Origin of the sequence: Caballeronia sp. GAWG2-1 (assembly GCF_023631405.1) — a bacterium.
Classification (GTDB): domain Bacteria; phylum Pseudomonadota; class Gammaproteobacteria; order Burkholderiales; family Burkholderiaceae; genus Caballeronia.
In genome coordinates, this window is record NZ_JALQDD010000045.1 from 1 (window position 1) to 18,158 (window position 18,158).

An 18,158-nucleotide genomic window follows, 5' to 3' on the forward strand; every position below is an offset into this window, starting at 1 on the left:
GGTCACATGGAAGATCTCGCGTTCACCTACGAAAAGATCACGTGGACCTACGAGCCGGACGGCATCGAAGCCGAAGATTCCTGGCTTGCTCCGAAGGCCTGACCTTGAAGCTTGTGCGCCGTGGATGTCCCACGGCACGCGTTCGTGAACCATCCCGCCAACTGCCGCCATGACTTCGCTTTCCGCACGACTCGCCAATAATCAGCGCTTCAGCTTCGTTTCCGACGCTTACGCTGCCGACACGTTCTCGGTGGTGCGCATGCACGGACGTGAAGCCATCTCGCAGTTGTTCCGCTTCGAAATGACGCTCGTTTCGGACGATGCCGCCATCGACCTCACGAAGATGTTGCAGAACAACGCGACCTTCGAGATAGGCGCGCCCGACGATCCTTCGCGCACGACGCCTTACTCCGGCATGCTCGCCGAGTTCGATCAGTTGCATCACGCGGGCGGCTATACGTTTTATCGGGCGGTGCTGATGCCGCGTGCATGGCGGCTCACGCTCACGCGCACTTGCGAGGTTTATCTGAACGAGCAGACCATCCCGCAGATTCTTGGCGGCGTGCTGCGCGACGCGCAGCTTACGGGCAGCGCCGTCGATCTCAAACTCACGGGCGATTACCGTCCGCGCAGCTATGTCTGTCAGTTCCAGGAGAGCCACTTCGAATTCATGTCGCGCTGGCTGGAGAAGGAAGGCATGTATTACTACTTCGCGCAGAGCGGCGAGGCGGACACGCTCACGATCGTCGATGACCGCGCCATGCACGCTGCCGATGCGCTGCCCGTGAACTATCGTCCCGCCGACGAACTCGATACCGGTGTCGCGCCGGATTCGGTGCAGAGCTTTATGTGCCGCACGAAGCCGCTGCCCGCGAAGGTGGTGCTGCAAGACTACAACTACCGCAAGGCATCGTTGCCGTTGGTGGTCGAGGCGGCCGTATCCGCGCAAGGCTTCGGCGAAGCGATGTTCTACGGCGACAACTTCCGCGACGCCGACGAAGGCGCGCGCTACGCCAATCTGCGCGCAGAGGAAATTCTTTGCGGCGGCGTGCGCTTTCATGGCCAGGGCACGGCCGTGGGAATGCGCAGCGGCTATTTCATGCAGTTGTCGCATCACTATCGCGACGACTTCAACGGCCGCTATCTCGTGACCGAGATCACGCACGAAGGCTCGCAGGCGGGCGCGCTGCTCGCGGGCATTAAGACGCCCTTCAGCGCGAGCAGTGAAGCGCGCGAAGAGATCATCTATCGCAATTCGTTTTCAGCGATCAGCGCCGATGTGCAGTATCGCGCCCCGCGCACGACGGTGCGGCCGCATATCGCGGGCACGCTGACCGGCACCGTCGATGCCGAAGGCAGCGGCGACTACGCCGAACTCGACGCATACGGCCAGTACACCGTGCAGTTGCCCTTCGATCGCACCGACAAGGCGGCGGCGAAAGGCTCGGCGCGCGTGCGCATGGCGACGCCCTATTCCGGCGATGGCCACGGCATGCACTTCCCGTTGTTGAAGGGCGCGGAAGTGCTGCTCGCGTTCATCGACGGCGATCCGGACCAGCCGGTGATCGTCGGGACGGTGCCGAATTCGGTGAATTCGAATGTGGTGAATCAGATCAACCCGGCGCAGAACCGTATCGCCACCAGCGGCGGCAATCAACTGCTGATGAACGACACGCAGGGCAGCCAGTCGATGTGGATGTATTCCCCCGACGGCAGCACGCACATGATTATCGGCAGTATCTGAGACTGACAGGTAGAAGAACATGAGCATCCTGACCTACACGCTCGGCAACAACAACAATCTCACCTTCGGCAGCGCCTCCAAGGTAACCGCTGGTCTGTCGAACAGCGTCACGATCGGCGCGACCAATTCCGTTTCGGTCGGCACCACCACGAGCCTTTTCGCGGGCGGCACGGTGTCCGCATCGGTAAGCGGCAACGTGAGCTGGAACTATTCCGGCGCGCTCAGCATGTCGGGCGGCAAGACCATCTCGCTCACCGAATCGAGCACCACGCAGGCGAAGGACTCGGTGCAGCTCACCGGAGGCTGCGACCCCGCCGCCACGCTCGCATGGGGCGCAGCCGAAGCCGCGCTCACCAACGTCAAGCTCGCGCTCGGCGGACTACTCGCCACCAACGTGGCGATCGGCGCGACCTCGGCGGGCCTTGCCGCCCCGACGGGCGGGGCGGCCGCAACCACGCCGCAGGACTTTGACAACAACAAGATGATGCTGGACTCCGCGCTGGCCACGTCGACCATCGCGTTCGGCGCGAACGTCGGCTTCGGCGTGCTCATCGGCGTGTTGATGAAGCGCGTGGCCGATGCGCTCGACAAGGTCAAGCAGATCAGCACGCTCAAGCTCGACGCCAACGGCTGCAATCTGTCCAGTTCGTTCTCGGACCTGCCTTTGCCCGCCATCAACAAGGCCTCGCTCTCCATGCCGACGGGCTATGCGAGCCTCGGCCGCACCAAGGGTTCGGCACTCAGCGCAGGACTCTCCGCCGTATATCTGCAGGATAGTTCGACCGCGCTGACGTTTCAGTCCGGCGTGGCGAGTCCGGGCATGCTGACGGCGAGTTCGTCCGCCACCGTGAAGGTGGACAAGAACAGCGTCACGCTCGGGACCACCGGCATTCCCGCGGTCATTCAGGACGGCAGCGCGCCGACCCTCGATACGAGCGGGCCATCGTTCGTCATCTCCAACGGCGCGCAGGCGAGCATCGTCGGATCGCTCGGCACGTCCAGTCCCACCGATAGCTTCAAGCTGTCGGAGGCCTCGTTCCTCGTCAGCGTAGGCGCGGCCCCGGCCAAGAGTTCGCTGTCGCTCGCCGCCACCGGCACGGGTTTGTCGTACCAGGGGCCAGCGGGCACGCAAGGTCTCGTCGCGGACGATCGCGGCGTCTACATCACCGGTCCCGCGACGACGCAGTTCTCCGCCAGCGAAACCGGCATCGCCATTGCCGGCCCGCTCATCAAGCTCGGCTGAACCGGAACCCGCCATGAAAATCGTCAAACCGGACAACCTCGCGGTGTTGCATCGAACCCTGCGTTTCGAGCGGCGCGATCTGCTTGCGATTGGACTGCTTGCGATGTTCCCGCTGGATCGGCGCGGCGTCGCTCATCTCGATAGCGAAAGCGCGTTGTGGCAGTCGAGCGCCCTCGCACTGGGCAACGACGCCTTGCTCGATGCAGGCTTTCCCAAGCCGCGCGGCGAATGGCTCGCATATGGTGCGGCTTTCGCGCCCGGCCCACAGCCCGCGACGCTTCTGGCGACTACGGTGCAGATTGGCGGCGCGCAAAAGGAGTTGTATGTCTCGGGTGACCGCTACTTCGAAGCATTGGGCATCTCGAAGCCCGAGCCATTTCTGCGCATGCCGATGGACGCATCGCGCGCTTACGGCGGTCCCGCTTTTGCGGCCAATCCGCTGGGACGCGGCGCGGCGCCAGTGACGTTGCCCTCGGGTGCGACGCGCCAGCCCTTGCCAAACGTGGAAGCACCGGGCCGGCTGATCGCGCAGTCCGGCGATGTCCGCGATCCCGCCGGATACTGGGCGAAAACCGCAAGCGCGCCACGGCGGGCGGCGTTTCTCGGCGCATTCGACGATCAATGGCTCGCCGCCACGTTTCCGCATCTTCCGGCAGGCACGCAGACCGACTACTTCTGCACCGCGCCCGCCGACCAGCGTATCGACGGCTTCTGGATCGGCGACGAGCGCATCGCCGTGCGAAACATGCATCCTTCCGAAGCGCTTCTGGAGGGTCAGTTGCCGGGGCTGCGCGCGCGCTGCTTCGTCAACCGGCTTTCGGCGGACGGCGCGCATTTCGAGGAATGCGCGGCGCGTGCGGAAACCGTGTGGCTCTTTCCGGAGAGTCAGCGGGGCGTGATTCTGTATCGCGCGGTGGCCGCCATCGCCGATGAAGACGCCGACGATGTCACGCACGTAGTGGCCGCATGGGAAGCGATGAGCGATGCGCCCGCGCCGCTCGCCACCTACCACGCGTGGATGCTGGCGGAAAGCGCGCCACAGGACGTTGCCGCGCCACAAGCCGATACCGCGCAGCAAGCGCCGTCGCCCGCGCCCGCAGAAACGCCTGCGAGCGGGCTGGTTGCCGCGCCGGCCGCCGTGCCTGCCGAGATCCCCGGCCTCGCCGAACTTGAAAAGCTCGGTGCGGAACTCGAAGCACAGTCTCAGGCGCTGATGAAACAGCATGGTTTGAGCGCGAAGGATATCGAACCGTACTTGCCGCCCGAACCGGTCGCGGCGCAAGCGAAGTCATCGACGGGAGGTTTTGACAGTCTCATGAAGGAAGTCGAAACCATGACGAGCGATGTCATGAAGCAGCACGGACTGACGGCGCAAGAAGTGGAGCAAGCCGTCGCCGCCGCGCGCAAGACTCCGGAGCCGAGCGTGACCACCGATATCCGCGCACTCGGCGACGAAGTACGTGCAGCGCATGCGCAAATGCAGGCGAAGCTGGCGCAAAGCGGCAAGAGCTTCGAGCAGCTTGCGGCGCAGTCGAACGACGCGCAAACCGCCGCCGCCATCCGCGATGCGGCGAGCCTCGACATCGATGCCTTCGTCACCAGCCTCGATGCGCTCACGGCCGTTTTGCCCTCAGCCGCCACGACGGCGCCGCAAGCGCCTCAAATGCCACAGACGCCGCCGGACGCGCCCGCCATCGCAGCGCGTCTCACGCGTGAAGACGTGCTCGCGCGTGTGGCCGCCGGTGAATCGCTGGCAGGGCTCGATCTGAGCGAGCTCGATCTCTCGAACGCGCCGCTCGAACGCGCCGATTTTCGCGGCGCGCTGCTCGACGGCGCGCGTCTCTACGGCAGCCGTCTGGCGGGCGCGGACTTCAGCAAAGCAACGCTCGCCGAAGCCGATTTCAGCGATGCCGATTTGCGTGGCGCATCGCTCGCCGGTGCGAGTGCGCGCGGCGCGCTCTTCAAGGCGGCGCGTCTCGATGACGCCTCACTCGAAGCCGGCGATTTCTCGGCAGCCGATTTCAGCGCGGCATCGCTTGCAGGTTCGAACTGCGGCCATGCCCAATTCAACGCGGCCAACATGACGGGCTTGCGCGCCGTGGCCTGCGGCGCGCCCAAAGCGACGTTCGAAGGCTGCACGCTGTCCGGCGCCGATTTCACCGATGCCAGCCTCGCCCACGCAAGCCTCGATGGCGCGGCGCTCGACGGCGCATCGTTCGTCAATATCGACGGCGAAGGATTGCGTCTCTATGCGGTCCGCGCGGCGGGCGCGCGCTTCGACCAGGCGAATCTCGCTGGCTCGCGCTCCGGCCTCGCCGCCGATCTGAGCGGCGCAAGTCTGGCGCGAGCGAATCTGGCGGCGGCATCGTGGATCGGCATCGACATGAGCCGCGCGATCTTCGACGGCAGTTTCATGGAGCGCGCCAACTTCAGCGGCGCGAAGGCAGCGGGCGCGCGCTTTGTCGGCGTGCAGGCGAAGTCGGCGCAATTCGCCAAGGCCGATCTCACGCATGCCGATTTGAGCCGCGCGAACCTCATGAACGCGACGCTGCGGCGCGCGCAACTCGAAGGCGCTCAGTGCGTGCGCAGCAATCTCTACGGCGCGCAGTGCTATGGCTCGAACATCGGCCGGGCGAATCTGGAAGGCGCGAACATCGACCGCACGCTGCTCGCGATTCCGGGCCGCGCGGAAGCGGAGCATTGAGAGACGATCATGTCGGATTCCTTTAACTTTGATCCGTACGGCCGCTCGGTTAGCCCGGATGGCTCCGATCAATCCGCTCTCGACGCCGCCAGCCTCACGCCTGGCGCGCGCCTCGCCGATCTGGACCTCGCGGGTAGTGATCTGCGCGGCCGCGATCTGCAAGACGTCATCTTCGAGCGTATCGATCTGCGCGGCGTCGATCTGTCGGGTGCGAATCTCGCGCGCGCCACAGTACGCGGCTGCGATCTGTCGATGGCGAAACTCGACGGCGTCATCCTCGACGGCTCGCAGTGGTCCGGCAGCACGCTTGCCGGCGGGAGCATCTTAGAGGCGCGCGGCCATACCGCGACCTTCATGCAGACGGTGCTCACTGGCGCCAACCTGCAAGGCGCGCAGTTCGAACAAAGCGTGTTCGACCGCTGCGATCTCTCTGCGGCAAGCTTCGCGAGCGCGCGCCTTTTTCGTTGCGATGCCACCGGCTGCGTCTTCGATGCATGCGACTTCAGCCGCGCCGATCTCACGCGCTTCACCGCGCTTGCGGGCAAGCTCGCGCAGGCCGTCTTCGCCGACACCAGCTTGCGGCAGGCGTTTTTCACCAACGCCGATCTCACCGGGCAACGCTTTCCTGGCTGCGATCTCACGCTTTGCCAGTTTGCCGGCGCGCAACTCGTCAAGGCCGACTTCGGGCGTAGCCGTCTCACGCAGACGCGCTTCGACAAAGCCGTGCTCGGCGGCGCGAGCTTCGCGAGCGCGCACGGCGAACAAGTGCGCTTTTCCGGCGCACAGATGGATGGCGCGGACCTCACGGGCGCGCAATTCGTGATCGCCGATTTCAGCGCGGCGCGCATGACCGGCGCACGTTGCGACGGCACGCGCTTCGTGCAGGCCAACCTGAGCGGCGCGAGCCTGCAACGCGCGACGTTGACGGGCGCGCTATTCATCGATTGCGATTGCTCGCACGTCGATCTCAGCGAAGCCGATTGCGCACGCGCCGACTTCGGCAATGCCGATTTCCACGCACTGATCGACGAGCGCACTCACTGGGGCAACGCGGCGCGCGAACGCACGCGGCCGACCGACTTGCTACGCCTGCGCGCCGAAACATGGCAAGGCTGAATACTCATTCGATCGATACACGGACGAACATCATGGACCACGCATCCCTTTCATCGAACACTGTGCAAGCGAACGCGGGCCTCTGCACCGCCATCGTCACTGGCCGCGCTGACAAGTGGCTGTTTCTCGATGGCTTTATCGAACGCGCGTTACGTGCCGAGAGCTGCCTGCTCGAACCCGAAACCGGCGATCTCGTGCTCGTCTGCCCCGCGCTTCCCGCACTCGCTGCGCTGCCGGATGCGGCGGGCAAGGCCGCATCCATGTGCGTGCCGTATGTGCTTGCCGTGCTGACGCGCGCGCCATCGGCCATGGCCACGGCCACGCTGACCTTGCCCGGCGGCGCACGCTTGAATACCGCCGATGGCGAACTGCGCGTGCATGCGGCGCGAATCGCGCTGGATGGTAGCGAATGCGTGAGCGCACGGACGCGCGCACTCAGCTTCGAAAGCGTCACAACCGAACTCGTCACGCAGCAGGCCACGACACGCATCGGCGTGCTGGATGCGGGCATCGGCCGCATGACGATGGCGGCGAAGTCGCTGGTATCGACGATTGGAAGGCTCTTGCAGCGCTCCCAGGAAAGCACGCGCTGGGTCGAAGGCACCGATGAACTGCGCACGGGCAGTGCGCGCTGGCGCGTAGAAGGCCACGCCCACTTCCACACGCGCCATACGACGATGCAGTCCGACGAGATGACGCGCATCGACGGCTCGAAGATCGAGCTGGGCTGAACCGAACACTGGAACACGCGGAGAAAACATCATGTTTGCAGTGACCATAGGCGGCGGGCAGTTGATGGCCGAACCCGATGTCTGTCAGACGCCGACACCGGCTGGCCCGGTGCCCACGCCATACCCAAATATAGCGATGCCCACGATGGGCACCCCGCCTGCCGAGACCGTATTGATAGGCGGCTCGCCCGCGCTCAACTTGAGCGCCGAGATCCCGATGACCAATGGCGATCAGGGCGGCGTGGCGGGCGGCGTCAGTTCCGGAATGATTATGGGACCGGCGAAGTTCACCCAGGGAAGCGAGAAAGTGATGATCGCCGGCAGTCCTGCCGTGCGCCTCACCACGCCCACCTCGCAGAACCAGAACAACGCGATGGGGGCCGTGCTTGCGCCGAGTCAGACCGTCGTGATGATTATGAGTTGAGAGGGCGTCGGCTTCTTATCGTTCTCTTTTATCGACCGCATCGGCATTGTTTTAGCCAACCATAACAAGATCATGTTCAAACGCACTTTCGCCTTGCTTCTCACCGCCTGCGCCACGCTTCCCGCAACCGCGCAACAACCCGCCGACGATAGCGCCGCGATCCGTCAAGTCGTCGATACCTACCCGCAGCCGCTGCTTACTTCGCATCAGGCGGCGGGCGCGATAGTCGGCGTGTCGCTGCGCGGCAAGCGCTACTACTACGCATACGGCACGGCCATGACGACGGCTCGCCGTTTACTGCCGATACCATCGTCGAGATAGGCTCGTGCACGAAGGTCTTCACGACGACCTTGTTCGCGCTCGCCGCCGCTCGGCATCAGATCGAGCCGGATGCGCCGATGCAGCGCTACATGCCCAACGGCGTCACCCTGCAACCCGCCGCGCAGAACGTCACGCCGCTGCAACTCGCCGACTTCAGCTCGGGCATGCCCGACAATCCGCCCGACGCGCCGCGTGATCTGCGTTATCGCGGCATCGACCATTACACGTCGGCGGATTTCTTTCGCTGGGTGTCGTCGTGGTCACCGGACGGACCGCTGCCACGCCCTTATGAATACTCGAATGCGGGCATCGGCGTGCTCGGTGCGATGCTTGCGAATGCGACGGGGCGTGCGTGGAACGAACAGCTATCGGCGGACATTCTGCAGCCGCTCGGGATGACGAGTTCGTTCGTGGGCCCGGTCGATGTACCGGGACGCACGGCCGAGGGCCATTTGCGCAACGGCCAGCGCGCGCCGCAATGGCCGCTCTACGCGTGGTACGCGGCGGGCGCGATGCGCTCCACCGCCGCCGACATGCTGCGCTTCGGTGAAGCGAATCTCGGGCATAGCGAGATCGACGGGCATCCCGTCTCCGCCGAGTTGATCGCCGCCATGCGCGATGCACAGAAGCCGCGATATACCTTGCCCAATGGCGTGGCGCAGCAAGGCATGGCGTGGGTGACGAACAATGGCAACGGATCGCCGGGATTGCATCCGGAGATTTGGAAAAACGGCGGGACGGCCGGGTTCAGTTCAGTGATCGTCGTGAACCCGTTCAAGGACGCGGCGATTTTTATCGCGGTCAATCAGAACGATACGCCGCCCGCGCCGGTGGCTGTGGCGATTGGGCGGCATTTGCGGTGAGGGGTCGAGGGGACCTACCCCCTCACTCCGCCACCCCCAACCGCTCACACGTCGGCAACCCGCCCTTCGGCACCTGTGTACACCTCAACCGATACCCGCCATTCGCCAGGGCATGGTCCGACGCCAGCACGATCTGCCCCATCACCTTCGACGTAGCCTTAGTGGCCTCCGACGGACGCTGCCTGATGACGAGATCAGCCAGTTCCGGATTCACCCGCGCCGCTTCCGCACCGATGATCCGCCGCACATTCGACACGCTCGACCGATACCAGCCGAAGAACGGGCGATAAGCCGGTCCCGCATGTGGCTGTCGATATTCATGTAAGGATCGAGGCTGGTCAGCGCGGCCTGCACATCGTCGTTCTTCGGGATATACGCGAGGTCGCCGCCAAGGCGCGAACCCGGCTCGCCGATTTGCGCCGGATCGTAACGCCAGCCTTCCGGACCATTGCGCAGTTCGGACCACTTCTTGCCCGTCCACGTCACGACATGCGACAAGCCAATGGTCGTGTTCGCCGTCAGGGTCGTACCTTCGTTTGCCATTGGAGCATTCTCGGATGACTCGGAGTGGCGGAAAGTCAAATTCATCGTCGCTCATGGTCTGCGTCCGCAATGTGGGTTGCGGACGCAATCGTCGCTCTTAACGCCCCTCGAAGAAAGGTGTGCTCGTATTAGCGGTTAAAACAATTGGATCGAGGACTACTACAATCGAGAACGCCTGCACACCTCTATCGATTTTGCACTCCAGTCGAGTACGAGGCTAGGTTGATCGCTGCATGATTTGCTTTACGTGGAAACGAGGCAGGGTCATTGCCGACGGTGTTCTTTAAGTTATACATTTTGAAAGCGTAAGAGGCATTCGTTCTTAGACGGCATTCATTTTTGCCGAACATGGACGGTTCGAGGTAGCAATCCCTCGTGCAGTCAAAACGCCGAAAGCGGTGCCAAAAAGAGCCCGCCACCGAGGGCGGGCGAAACCACTGAGAGACAGCAGCCGAGGCGCTGCATCCTCCTATCAACGGCACCAACATTACAAACTTGAGCAGCTCGTTTTACAGTTTCAACGGATCGGCTTCAACCTGAACGAGACGCCACGTTCAGACAGCGAAAGCGCCGACGATTGGCCAACCCGTCGCTGACAATGTCCATTGACCAGCTCTGGTTCGGTCCCGTTGGCACCGGCAGCGGTTTGCGCTACCGCCGAAGTCAATGCACTCGCATACTCGCGGACTAATGTGTCAAAATCGAGCAGAGCTTCATGCGCTCGACAATGCACAGCGCCAACTATAGGGCGGTGGACCACGCTAATAAGCTGAAATGTTATGGTAGAACATCCAGGCGAGAGTAGTTTAGCCGACTGACAAGACATGCTGTCGGAGCAGAAGAGAACCCGCTATTTTGCTAATATTTTTGCCGCCTCCTCCAGTACCTTTGCGGCTCTAGGCGACGAGTGAGCAACGTAATTAGCCCTCATCTTAAGCTGCGCGATTAGCTTTGGACGGTTGTAGGTTTGGCCTCCACTTTTCCACGGGTCTAAGTGCTTTATAGCGTTTTCAGCAAGAATGGCGATTAGCTCGGAGACATCTTCGCCATTCTCGCCTTTTGCGGCGAGCCGTTGAAACTCAGCGATGTAAAACTTCAATGCGCTGTCTTCGCGTTCGCTCGTCATTACTTCTCCAATAATGCAACAGCACAGGCTGACTTTCCAGACGAGAGCGCAATCGCGATGCCTACGCAACTGTTCGGCCGGCAGCTCTACATGTGATGCGACGGCTATGCTATGAACTGAAAAAGCTTCGCGAATGAACTTAAGCTATCCTAAAGATTTTTTCTAGACAAGGACGAACAATCCACGTGGAGATTGCTACTCACGCACTCAGTGATTGTTGAGCGCCGCGATGAATGACGCCCGCGAGATGGAGGCGGGCGTACATCCGTCCTACGTCAGACATCCATTACGGCGTCGACCTATCGTTGGCCGCGTCCTTAAGATCTTCTTTGGCGTCGCCTACATCTTTGCGCACTTCGCCTGCTGCTTGCTGTGCGTCGCCTTTCGCTTCCTGGGCTGGATCATTCGTCATTTTTCCAATGCCCTCATTGATTTTGCCCTTCACCTTCTCCCCCACTCCCTTGACTTGGTCTTCATTCATGGCATCGCTCCTTTTCGCCGGCAACATGCGGGCATCCATTCTTAGCAAGGAAAGTGCCTCCCACTTTTCACTTTCGAGTCTCAACGAGGATTTCCGCGATGTCGTTACCGTCTAAAGTAAGCACATGATACTTCTCCCAGAAGCGGTCCGCCATTCTCCATGACGCGTCCGGCTAAAATCATGCAGTCGACTTTAAAGGCGCTAGCTGCAAAATTCTGGATAGAAGTTAATTAAATTTATATCTGAATCGATAAGTTGAATTGGATGGCGGGCCCGTTCAATGCCGAATATATCAAAAGGCGCCTACGACATGAACGTTACAATTACAGCACATGAATCGGTCAGTGCGGGTGATCCGGAATGCCACGGATTCCGGTTGTCCGCGGACGCGCGTGTTTTGGGCTCAAGTTTGGGAGTTCCACAGGATTGGCGCCATAATGCACGCGATTGTTGCAAACCTTGCCGCCGTGTACGACGACTGTTGAACTTCATTAATTTTTCTAACAAGGTGCGCTATTCTGCTGACGGGTGGATTTGACAAAACCGCTGATTGGACTGCCAAACTCGGACTCATCGGGTGAACCAACCTCAATACACCCGCGTAACATTTCACTGGGTAATGCTCGCTAATTCAGCTAATACCCTTTAGTGGTCCATTAATCTTACTAACGTAAGCTAAAGAGCAATTCGGTTTATCTTGCCCAAGAGCGGTGAGAACCAGCCGCAAAGAGATCCTGTCGCCAGCGCGGTCCAGCCGCGCGAGCGGAGTTCCAAGGCAAAAAATGACCGCTTGAGTATCCGTGCTGAGATCATCGACGAGGTGTTCACAACCTACCTTCCTAACCAAAGCGGATGGGCTAGTTGCTGCGGGACGGAACACGCTCGCCCGGCAGCGTACTGGTACACCTTGAGGCCGACATGTCGCCCCTTGCGAGGTACACCGAACAACACTCGAGCAGTTTTCAGCAGCAATCGCGCGACTATCACGAGACATGGATCGGTTGCTTATCCTGGTGAGCGAATCGGGAAGAACCTCCAAATCGCGCGACCTCCGTGTACTAGCAGAATTAGTGCACCCAGTAGCAGAATAAAGCACTTCAATACGTGTATTCGCGATGTAGGCGCAACTTCGCAGTCAGCGACGCCCTTCGTAACAGCATAGATATCGCCCTTGGCCGGCAGCGCATGTTTTCTGGTATGACGTTCCTTAGTGAAAGAACGATACGGCATCCGTAAGTTTTCGACCCTGCCCATCCAACGACTGCGCAGCAGCGGCTGCTTCTTCGACGAGGGCTGCATTCTGTTGCGTCACGAAATCCATCTGCGTAATGGCAAGATTGACTTGCTCGATACCTTTACTCTGTTCGGACGAAGCACTGGCGATGTCCCCCATGATGTCGGTGACGCGTCTCACGGCGTGCGTGAGTTCGGTCATGGTCACGCCGGCGTCGTTCGCATGGTCTGCGCCATCAGCGATTTGTGCGACAGACGTCGTAATGAGATCCTTGATCTCTTTCGCGGCGGTCGAAGAACGCTGTGCGAGCGTTCTTACCTCACCTGCTACGACTGCAAAGCCGCGGCCTTGCTCACCTGCGCGAGCCGCTTCGACGGCCGCGTTGAGGGCCAAAATGTTGGTTTGAAACGCAATGCCCTCGATGATGCTAGTGATAGCAGAGATTTGCGACGAGCTCGAGCTGATGGCACTCATCGTTTGAACCACTTGGTCAACGGCTTGATTGCCCTTATGCGCTATGTCTGATGCGTGTGCGGCAAGCGAACTGGCCTGCTGCGCATTTTCAGCGTTTTGCTTCACCGTCGTGGTCAGTTCATCCATGCTGGACGCGGTTTGCTGAAGCGCCGATGCTTGCTGTTCAGTGCGGGAGGACAAGTCGATGTTACCCGTGGCGATTTCACTCGAACCGGAGGCGATGTTGTCCGCCGCTGACCTGACCTCACCAATCATTTTGACGAGGCTACCCTGCATGGTATGCATGGAAGACAGCACGCTGCCATCGACTGTTTTATGAGCGCCGTCGATCGCGTGTAAGTTGCCCTTCGCAACCCGTTGCGCGATAGTAGCAAGCACGCCAGGCTCGGCGCCCAGCGCGCGCAGAATACTGAGGGTGATGATCGCACCCGCAAATATTGCGATCGACAAAGTCGCAATGGAGAGTACTACCAGCAGATTACGCTGATGCTCGAATCGAATCTGCGCCTCGTTGACCATCTCTACCGCGCGCGCATGGGTTGCGTCGGTGTAGGCGTTGGTAGCGCGTTTCAAATCTGCCAAGAGCGGACGACATTTGTTGTTGATGGCAGCAATGGCGGCCTCACGTTGACCGTCCATGGCAAGTCGGACAATCTCAAGAGCGACGGGCCGGTAGAGCCCCTCGATGCGAGGAATTTCAGTGGCGAGCTCATGAGCTTGCGCAGGCATGTCTGTAGCGCCAGCAACCATCCGATTGAATTCGGCGAGACGAACCTCGATTGTCTGCTCTGCCTTCAGGACAGCCTGGTGCTCAAGCTCAATGTCCGCAGGTGTCGTGACAAGCGCTAGATTGCGTACTGCCTCTGCGCGGTCATCGACTGCGGCGCGGATGGCCGTGGCCATTTCCGCACGAGCATTGATGCCGTTGATAAATCCCTCGAATCGCGCGTTCGCATCGTTAAGCGAGCTTAGGGCCATACCAGCGATCACAAGAACGATCAGACTCAGAGTTCCGAATGACGCGGCCAGCTTTGCCTTGACCGTCCAAGTTTCTTTTTTCATTTTTTTCCAAAATGCATGAGTGGAGAACAAGGGTCATTCGGCACAAAAGCACCCTGCACTATCTGCTGGCTTAACGGCGATAAACGAAGTTTCTTGAGAGAGGCGTCGCCATCCTGTGACGGCGTCTTTTTATTATTGGAAATGGGACATGCTGTCGGAAAGAAATACTGCCAAGAAAACACTCAACTAACGCAAACTTCGCGTTTTCAGTATCAGCTTCAGAAAGTATCGGTCGTTAAGCATATTCGGGTACAGCCGCGGGCCGTATTGCGAGAAAGTGGCAAATAACCACCTAGATTAAGTATTTTCCCTGAGAGAAAAGATGCTCCACAATCTAAGCGTCAAAAGTAAGCTGGCATACGCGTTCTCGGTTCTGGCTGTCATGGTGGTCTGTATTTCGATCAACTCCATTTACGCGCTCAATCAGTCACGACAAGCATTCGAGTCTTATTTGGAAGGTGTTAATGCGCGCGCAAACGTTGCCGCACAACTACGCGCGGCGGTCGACCGACGCGCCATCGCCGCGCGCAATATTGTGTTAGTCACCACCGCGTCTGATCTTGCACTGGAGAAGACGGATGTCGTCGCGGCCCATTCCGACGTTCAGGCACATCTGACGGAACTCAAGCGGCTGGTTGCGAGACCCGATGCATCGGATCAGGCCCGCGCACTCGTTGGCCGTATTGATGAGATTGAGCAGGCTTATGCCCTTGTCGCTACTGCGATCTTGGAGCTTGAGAATGCAGGTCGTCGGGACGCGGCGATTGCGAAAATGAACGCAGAGTGCCGCCCCTTGCTTGCCAAGCTGACCCATGCCACAGACGAGTATGCGGCGCTCACGCGACAAAAAGAAGCTGATATCGCAGCCGATTATGATCAGCAGTACGTCCTGACCCGCAATATCCAGCTCGGCGTTTGTCTCGCCGCCATTCTGCTGGCGATCGGTGCAGCAGCGGCCATCACCCGCTCGATTGTCGAGCCTCTTAAGCGCGCGGTTCAGACGGCCAACGCGGTCGCGCAAGGCGACTTACGAACGACCTTGCATGTTTCAGGTCGCGACGAGACGGCGTCGCTGTTGCGGGCGCTCCAACAGATGAATGATCGATTGACCGCAACAATCGGCCAAGTACGAGAAAGCAGCACCGCTGTCGAATGCGCTGCAAGGGAGATTGCCACCGGCAACACTGACCTCAGCCAACGCACCGAGGAGCAGGCTGCATCGCTGGAAGAAACCGCTGCCAGCATGGAACAACTAAATTCGGCCGTTAAAAGCAACTCCGAAAGCGCCTCACATGCGGCATCGCTCGCGGGCAACGCTTTCGACATCGCTCGACGAGGGAACGCAGTGGTTGGCCGCGTGGTTGAAACGATGAACGGCATCAGCGACAGCTCGACCGAGATCGCCAACATCACCGCAATCATTGAGGGCATCGCATTCCAGACGAATATCCTGGCGTTGAATGCGGCAGTAGAAGCGGCGCGTGCCGGCGAACAAGGGCGCGGCTTTGCGGTCGTCGCCAGCGAGGTTCGAACACTCGCTCAACGCTCGTCAAGCGCCGCCAAGGACATCAAGACCTTGATCGAGAACTCGGTCCAAAAAGTTCAGGACGGAGCGCTCCTTGCAAGCGATGCGGGGCGGACGATGGCTGAGGTGACCGCTGCTGTGACCAAAGTGACTGACATCATGCAGGAAATTGCTGCGGCGTCAGGCGAACAAAGTCGCGGCATCGAACAAGTGAATCAGGCCATCGCGCAAATGGATCAGGTCACCCAGCAAAACGCCGCTCTGGTTGAGGAGGCGGCGGCCGCCGCTCAGGCGCTTCATGATCAAGGGATACACCTTACCGGCGCGGTTGCTTTCTTTTCCATCAGCGAGGCCTAAACGGTTTCGGCGCGCCGACTTGCACGTAGACCTCTTCGGTTGGCTTTTGCCACTCGTCCGAAGAAGACAGGCTGACGCACGGTTTAACCCTCAAGTTCCATCCCGGCCTGCCGTCATCTTTTAAGGATGTTCAATTTTCGGCCATGACAACACGTCCGGGCCATCTAACCAAACTAAGGAGCATCCGAGGGAGCACCGGCGCTATCACCGATCGAAAGTAAGGCAATTCCGATGTCGGGCGAGAGGGCGATACTCCGTTGGCGTGAATAAGCAATGATCGCACCGCCCTACCCTCTCGATGAAGATGCTCGACTAAGAACACTACATTCCGCGTGTGTGCTAGATACACCGCCCGATTCGTTTTTTGACGACATAACTCGCCTTGCCTCCGACATTTTCGACGTGCCGATCTCGCTGGTGACTTTGGTGGACGCGGACCGCCAGTGGTTCAAATCGCGTGTCGGCATGCCAGTGGCCGAGACATCAAGGGAGACATCATTTTGTGCCCATGCGATCTTGTCCCGGGAACCGATGGTGGTGCTCGACACCCATCATGACGATCGTTTTCATGACAATCCGCTAGTAGCCGGCGCGCCGTTCATTCGGTTCTACGCGGGTGCGCCGCTCACAACAAACAACGGCCACGCTGTTGGAACGTTGTGCATCATTGGTACACGGCCCCGGGCGTCTTTCAGTGTTCGGGAGAGGTCCCACCTTTCAGCGTTGGCCAACTTAATCGCGCAGCGCATAGACGCATTGCGCTCGACGGCTTGCCGAGACAAGGTGACCGGACTTCCAAATCTGACACGATTCTTAGATGATCTAGCACTTTTCGATGAGCAGTGCGAAGCCGATGTAGAGACAACTACGCGGGCAGTGCTCATTGATGTATGCACGCTGGACTATATCAACCGCATGGTCATTGCTATCGGGCTGGAGTCCATTAATGCCGTGGCGGTCGATACCACAAAAAGGCTCACGGCCGCGCTCGGCCCAGGCATGACGCTCTATCGAATCGGCTATGCGCGATATGGTCTCGTTACGAAGGCGTCCTGCAAAGAGATTGAAAAACTTCTTGACCGCGTCACCCGCGCGTTCGAACGACCTTTGACCGTTGCTGCGGATCTGCCCATCGATGTCACGCCTTCGATTGGGGTCGTTCGACTTGTTGAAGCCGCTAACCCCTCCGACTTGATCGCTGCGTTGATTTTCGCTGTAGAGCGTGCGCGTGATGAGCAAAAGCAAGCGGTGTACTACGACTCGGAAATGGGCCGTCATCGCAACCGTGCGTTTCTCCTGATTAACTCGTTTAAGGATGCGCTTTCGAAAAATCAGCTGCGCCTCGTCTATCAGCCCCGCATGCGGTTGAGCGATGGAGTCTGCCTGGGCGCAGAAGCATTGGTTCGTTGGCGGCATCCCCAACTTGGCGACATTTCTCCGGGCGAATTTATTTCACTCGTCGAGAACACAGCGCTCGTCAACACACTGACTGATTGGGTGCTCGCAACTGCCGTAAGACAGCTTGCGATGTGGCAATCGAGCCATCCAACAATTCGATTATCGCTCAATGCTGTGGGATCGGACCTGACGCGTGACGGATTCGTTCCGTTGGTCGAATCCACGCTTAAAAGCTTTCGGGTGAACCCTCATCTATTGGAGATCGAAGTAACGGAAGGCTCGCTCATGCGACATTCCGATCGCAGCGCCTTGGCGGTAAGTCAGCTTCGAGAGCTCGGCGTGACGCTTGCGATCGACGATTTCGGGTCCGGATTCAGCAACCTTGCGCAACTCAGCCATCTCGACGTGGCTACCGTGAAGATAGACCAGGCGCTTGTCAGAGCGGTCTCCGATAGCCCACGTGACGCGACCATTGTTCGCACGGTGATCCGTCTCGTTCATGAGTTAGGCTTCACGGCTGTCGCCGAAGGGGTAGAAACCGCCGAAATACTTGGAAAGGTCCGAGAGTGGGGATGCGACGAAGTTCAAGGGTACTTTACTGGTCGGCCAATGGAGGCGGACATGTTTTCGGTGTGGCTTGAGATCGAACAAACTGCCTTTCACCTGTAACATCTTTTGACGTCTGACTCAAACTAAACTTATCCAGCGTGTCGGCGCGACCTTCAGGTTGTCGCGTACGTGGTGGCCGAGAAACGGCTTGTCGCAATAAGCGTCACGTCGGCTATCATGTGACCCCAGCACTACGAACGATT

At 59.9% G+C, this 18,158-nt stretch carries 14 protein-coding genes and 1 pseudogene; 11 read left to right on the top strand and 4 right to left on the bottom strand.

Annotation, left to right across the window (positions count from 1 at the left end; translation table 11 throughout):
• The 9 genes and pseudogenes from NCR98_RS31390 to NCR98_RS31430 form a co-directional block, all read left to right on the top strand.
• Positions 1–102: pseudogene (locus tag NCR98_RS31390) on the top strand (type VI secretion system tube protein Hcp); the annotation flags it as partial.
• 67 nt (positions 103–169) lie between these two features.
• Complete coding sequence (locus tag NCR98_RS31395) at positions 170–1,744, top strand: type VI secretion system Vgr family protein (protein ID WP_250528316.1); 1,575 nt, start codon at positions 170–172, stop codon at positions 1,742–1,744.
• Positions 1,745–1,763: 19 nt separating this feature from the next.
• Positions 1,764–2,987 (top strand): hypothetical protein, encoded by a 1,224-nt coding sequence (locus NCR98_RS31400; RefSeq protein ID WP_250528317.1) that lies wholly within the window; start codon positions 1,764–1,766, stop codon positions 2,985–2,987.
• Positions 2,988–3,000: 13 nt separating this feature from the next.
• Positions 3,001–5,691, top strand: coding sequence for a DUF2169 family type VI secretion system accessory protein (locus tag NCR98_RS31405; RefSeq protein WP_250528318.1), 2,691 nt, complete (start codon positions 3,001–3,003; stop codon positions 5,689–5,691).
• Positions 5,692–5,700: 9 nt separating this feature from the next.
• A complete protein-coding gene (locus NCR98_RS31410) occupies positions 5,701–6,807 on the top strand; it encodes a pentapeptide repeat-containing protein (protein WP_250528319.1) in 1,107 nt (368 codons plus the stop codon).
• Between the two features lie 32 nt (positions 6,808–6,839).
• On the top strand, positions 6,840–7,538 hold the full coding sequence (locus NCR98_RS31415) for a DUF3540 domain-containing protein (RefSeq protein ID WP_250469825.1): 699 nt from the start codon (positions 6,840–6,842) through the stop codon (positions 7,536–7,538).
• A gap of 31 nt (positions 7,539–7,569) precedes the next feature.
• On the top strand, positions 7,570–7,962 hold the full coding sequence (locus NCR98_RS31420; protein ID WP_250469824.1) for a DUF4150 domain-containing protein: 393 nt from the start codon (positions 7,570–7,572) through the stop codon (positions 7,960–7,962).
• 72 nt (positions 7,963–8,034) lie between these two features.
• The gene (locus NCR98_RS31425) at positions 8,035–8,283 is read left to right on the top strand and encodes a hypothetical protein (protein WP_250528320.1); all 249 of its coding nucleotides are present in this window, start codon (positions 8,035–8,037) and stop codon (positions 8,281–8,283) included.
• Complete coding sequence (locus tag NCR98_RS31430; RefSeq protein ID WP_250528505.1) at positions 8,280–9,146, top strand: serine hydrolase domain-containing protein; 867 nt, start codon at positions 8,280–8,282, stop codon at positions 9,144–9,146. The genes NCR98_RS31425 and NCR98_RS31430 overlap by 4 nt, the downstream gene beginning before the upstream one ends.
• Before the next feature lie 210 nt (positions 9,147–9,356).
• Here the strand turns inward: NCR98_RS31430 and NCR98_RS33705 are convergent, their stop codons facing one another.
• The 4 genes from NCR98_RS33705 to NCR98_RS31450 all read right to left on the bottom strand — a co-directional run bounded on the left by NCR98_RS33705 (position 9,357) and on the right by NCR98_RS31450 (position 14,066).
• The gene (locus NCR98_RS33705; protein WP_502799825.1) at positions 9,357–9,689 is read right to left on the bottom strand and encodes a hypothetical protein; all 333 of its coding nucleotides are present in this window, start codon (positions 9,687–9,689) and stop codon (positions 9,357–9,359) included.
• An 850-nt stretch (positions 9,690–10,539) separates the two neighbouring features.
• Positions 10,540–10,815, bottom strand: a complete 276-nt coding sequence (locus NCR98_RS31440) for a hypothetical protein (protein ID WP_250528321.1) — start codon at positions 10,813–10,815, stop codon at positions 10,540–10,542.
• 286 nt (positions 10,816–11,101) lie between these two features.
• Entirely contained in the window at positions 11,102–11,296 is a 195-nt protein-coding gene (locus NCR98_RS31445) for a CsbD family protein (protein ID WP_250528322.1), read from the bottom strand.
• A gap of 1,207 nt (positions 11,297–12,503) precedes the next feature.
• Positions 12,504–14,066, bottom strand: a complete 1,563-nt coding sequence (locus NCR98_RS31450) for a methyl-accepting chemotaxis protein (protein ID WP_250528323.1) — start codon at positions 14,064–14,066, stop codon at positions 12,504–12,506.
• A gap of 322 nt (positions 14,067–14,388) precedes the next feature.
• Between NCR98_RS31450 and NCR98_RS33425 the strand changes: the two genes are divergently transcribed.
• The gene (locus tag NCR98_RS33425; RefSeq protein WP_284504012.1) at positions 14,389–15,948 is read left to right on the top strand and encodes a methyl-accepting chemotaxis protein; all 1,560 of its coding nucleotides are present in this window, start codon (positions 14,389–14,391) and stop codon (positions 15,946–15,948) included.
• Positions 15,949–16,221: 273 nt separating this feature from the next.
• Complete coding sequence (locus NCR98_RS31465) at positions 16,222–18,015, top strand: putative bifunctional diguanylate cyclase/phosphodiesterase (RefSeq protein WP_250528324.1); 1,794 nt, start codon at positions 16,222–16,224, stop codon at positions 18,013–18,015.
• Positions 18,016–18,158: the final 143 nt, after the last annotated feature.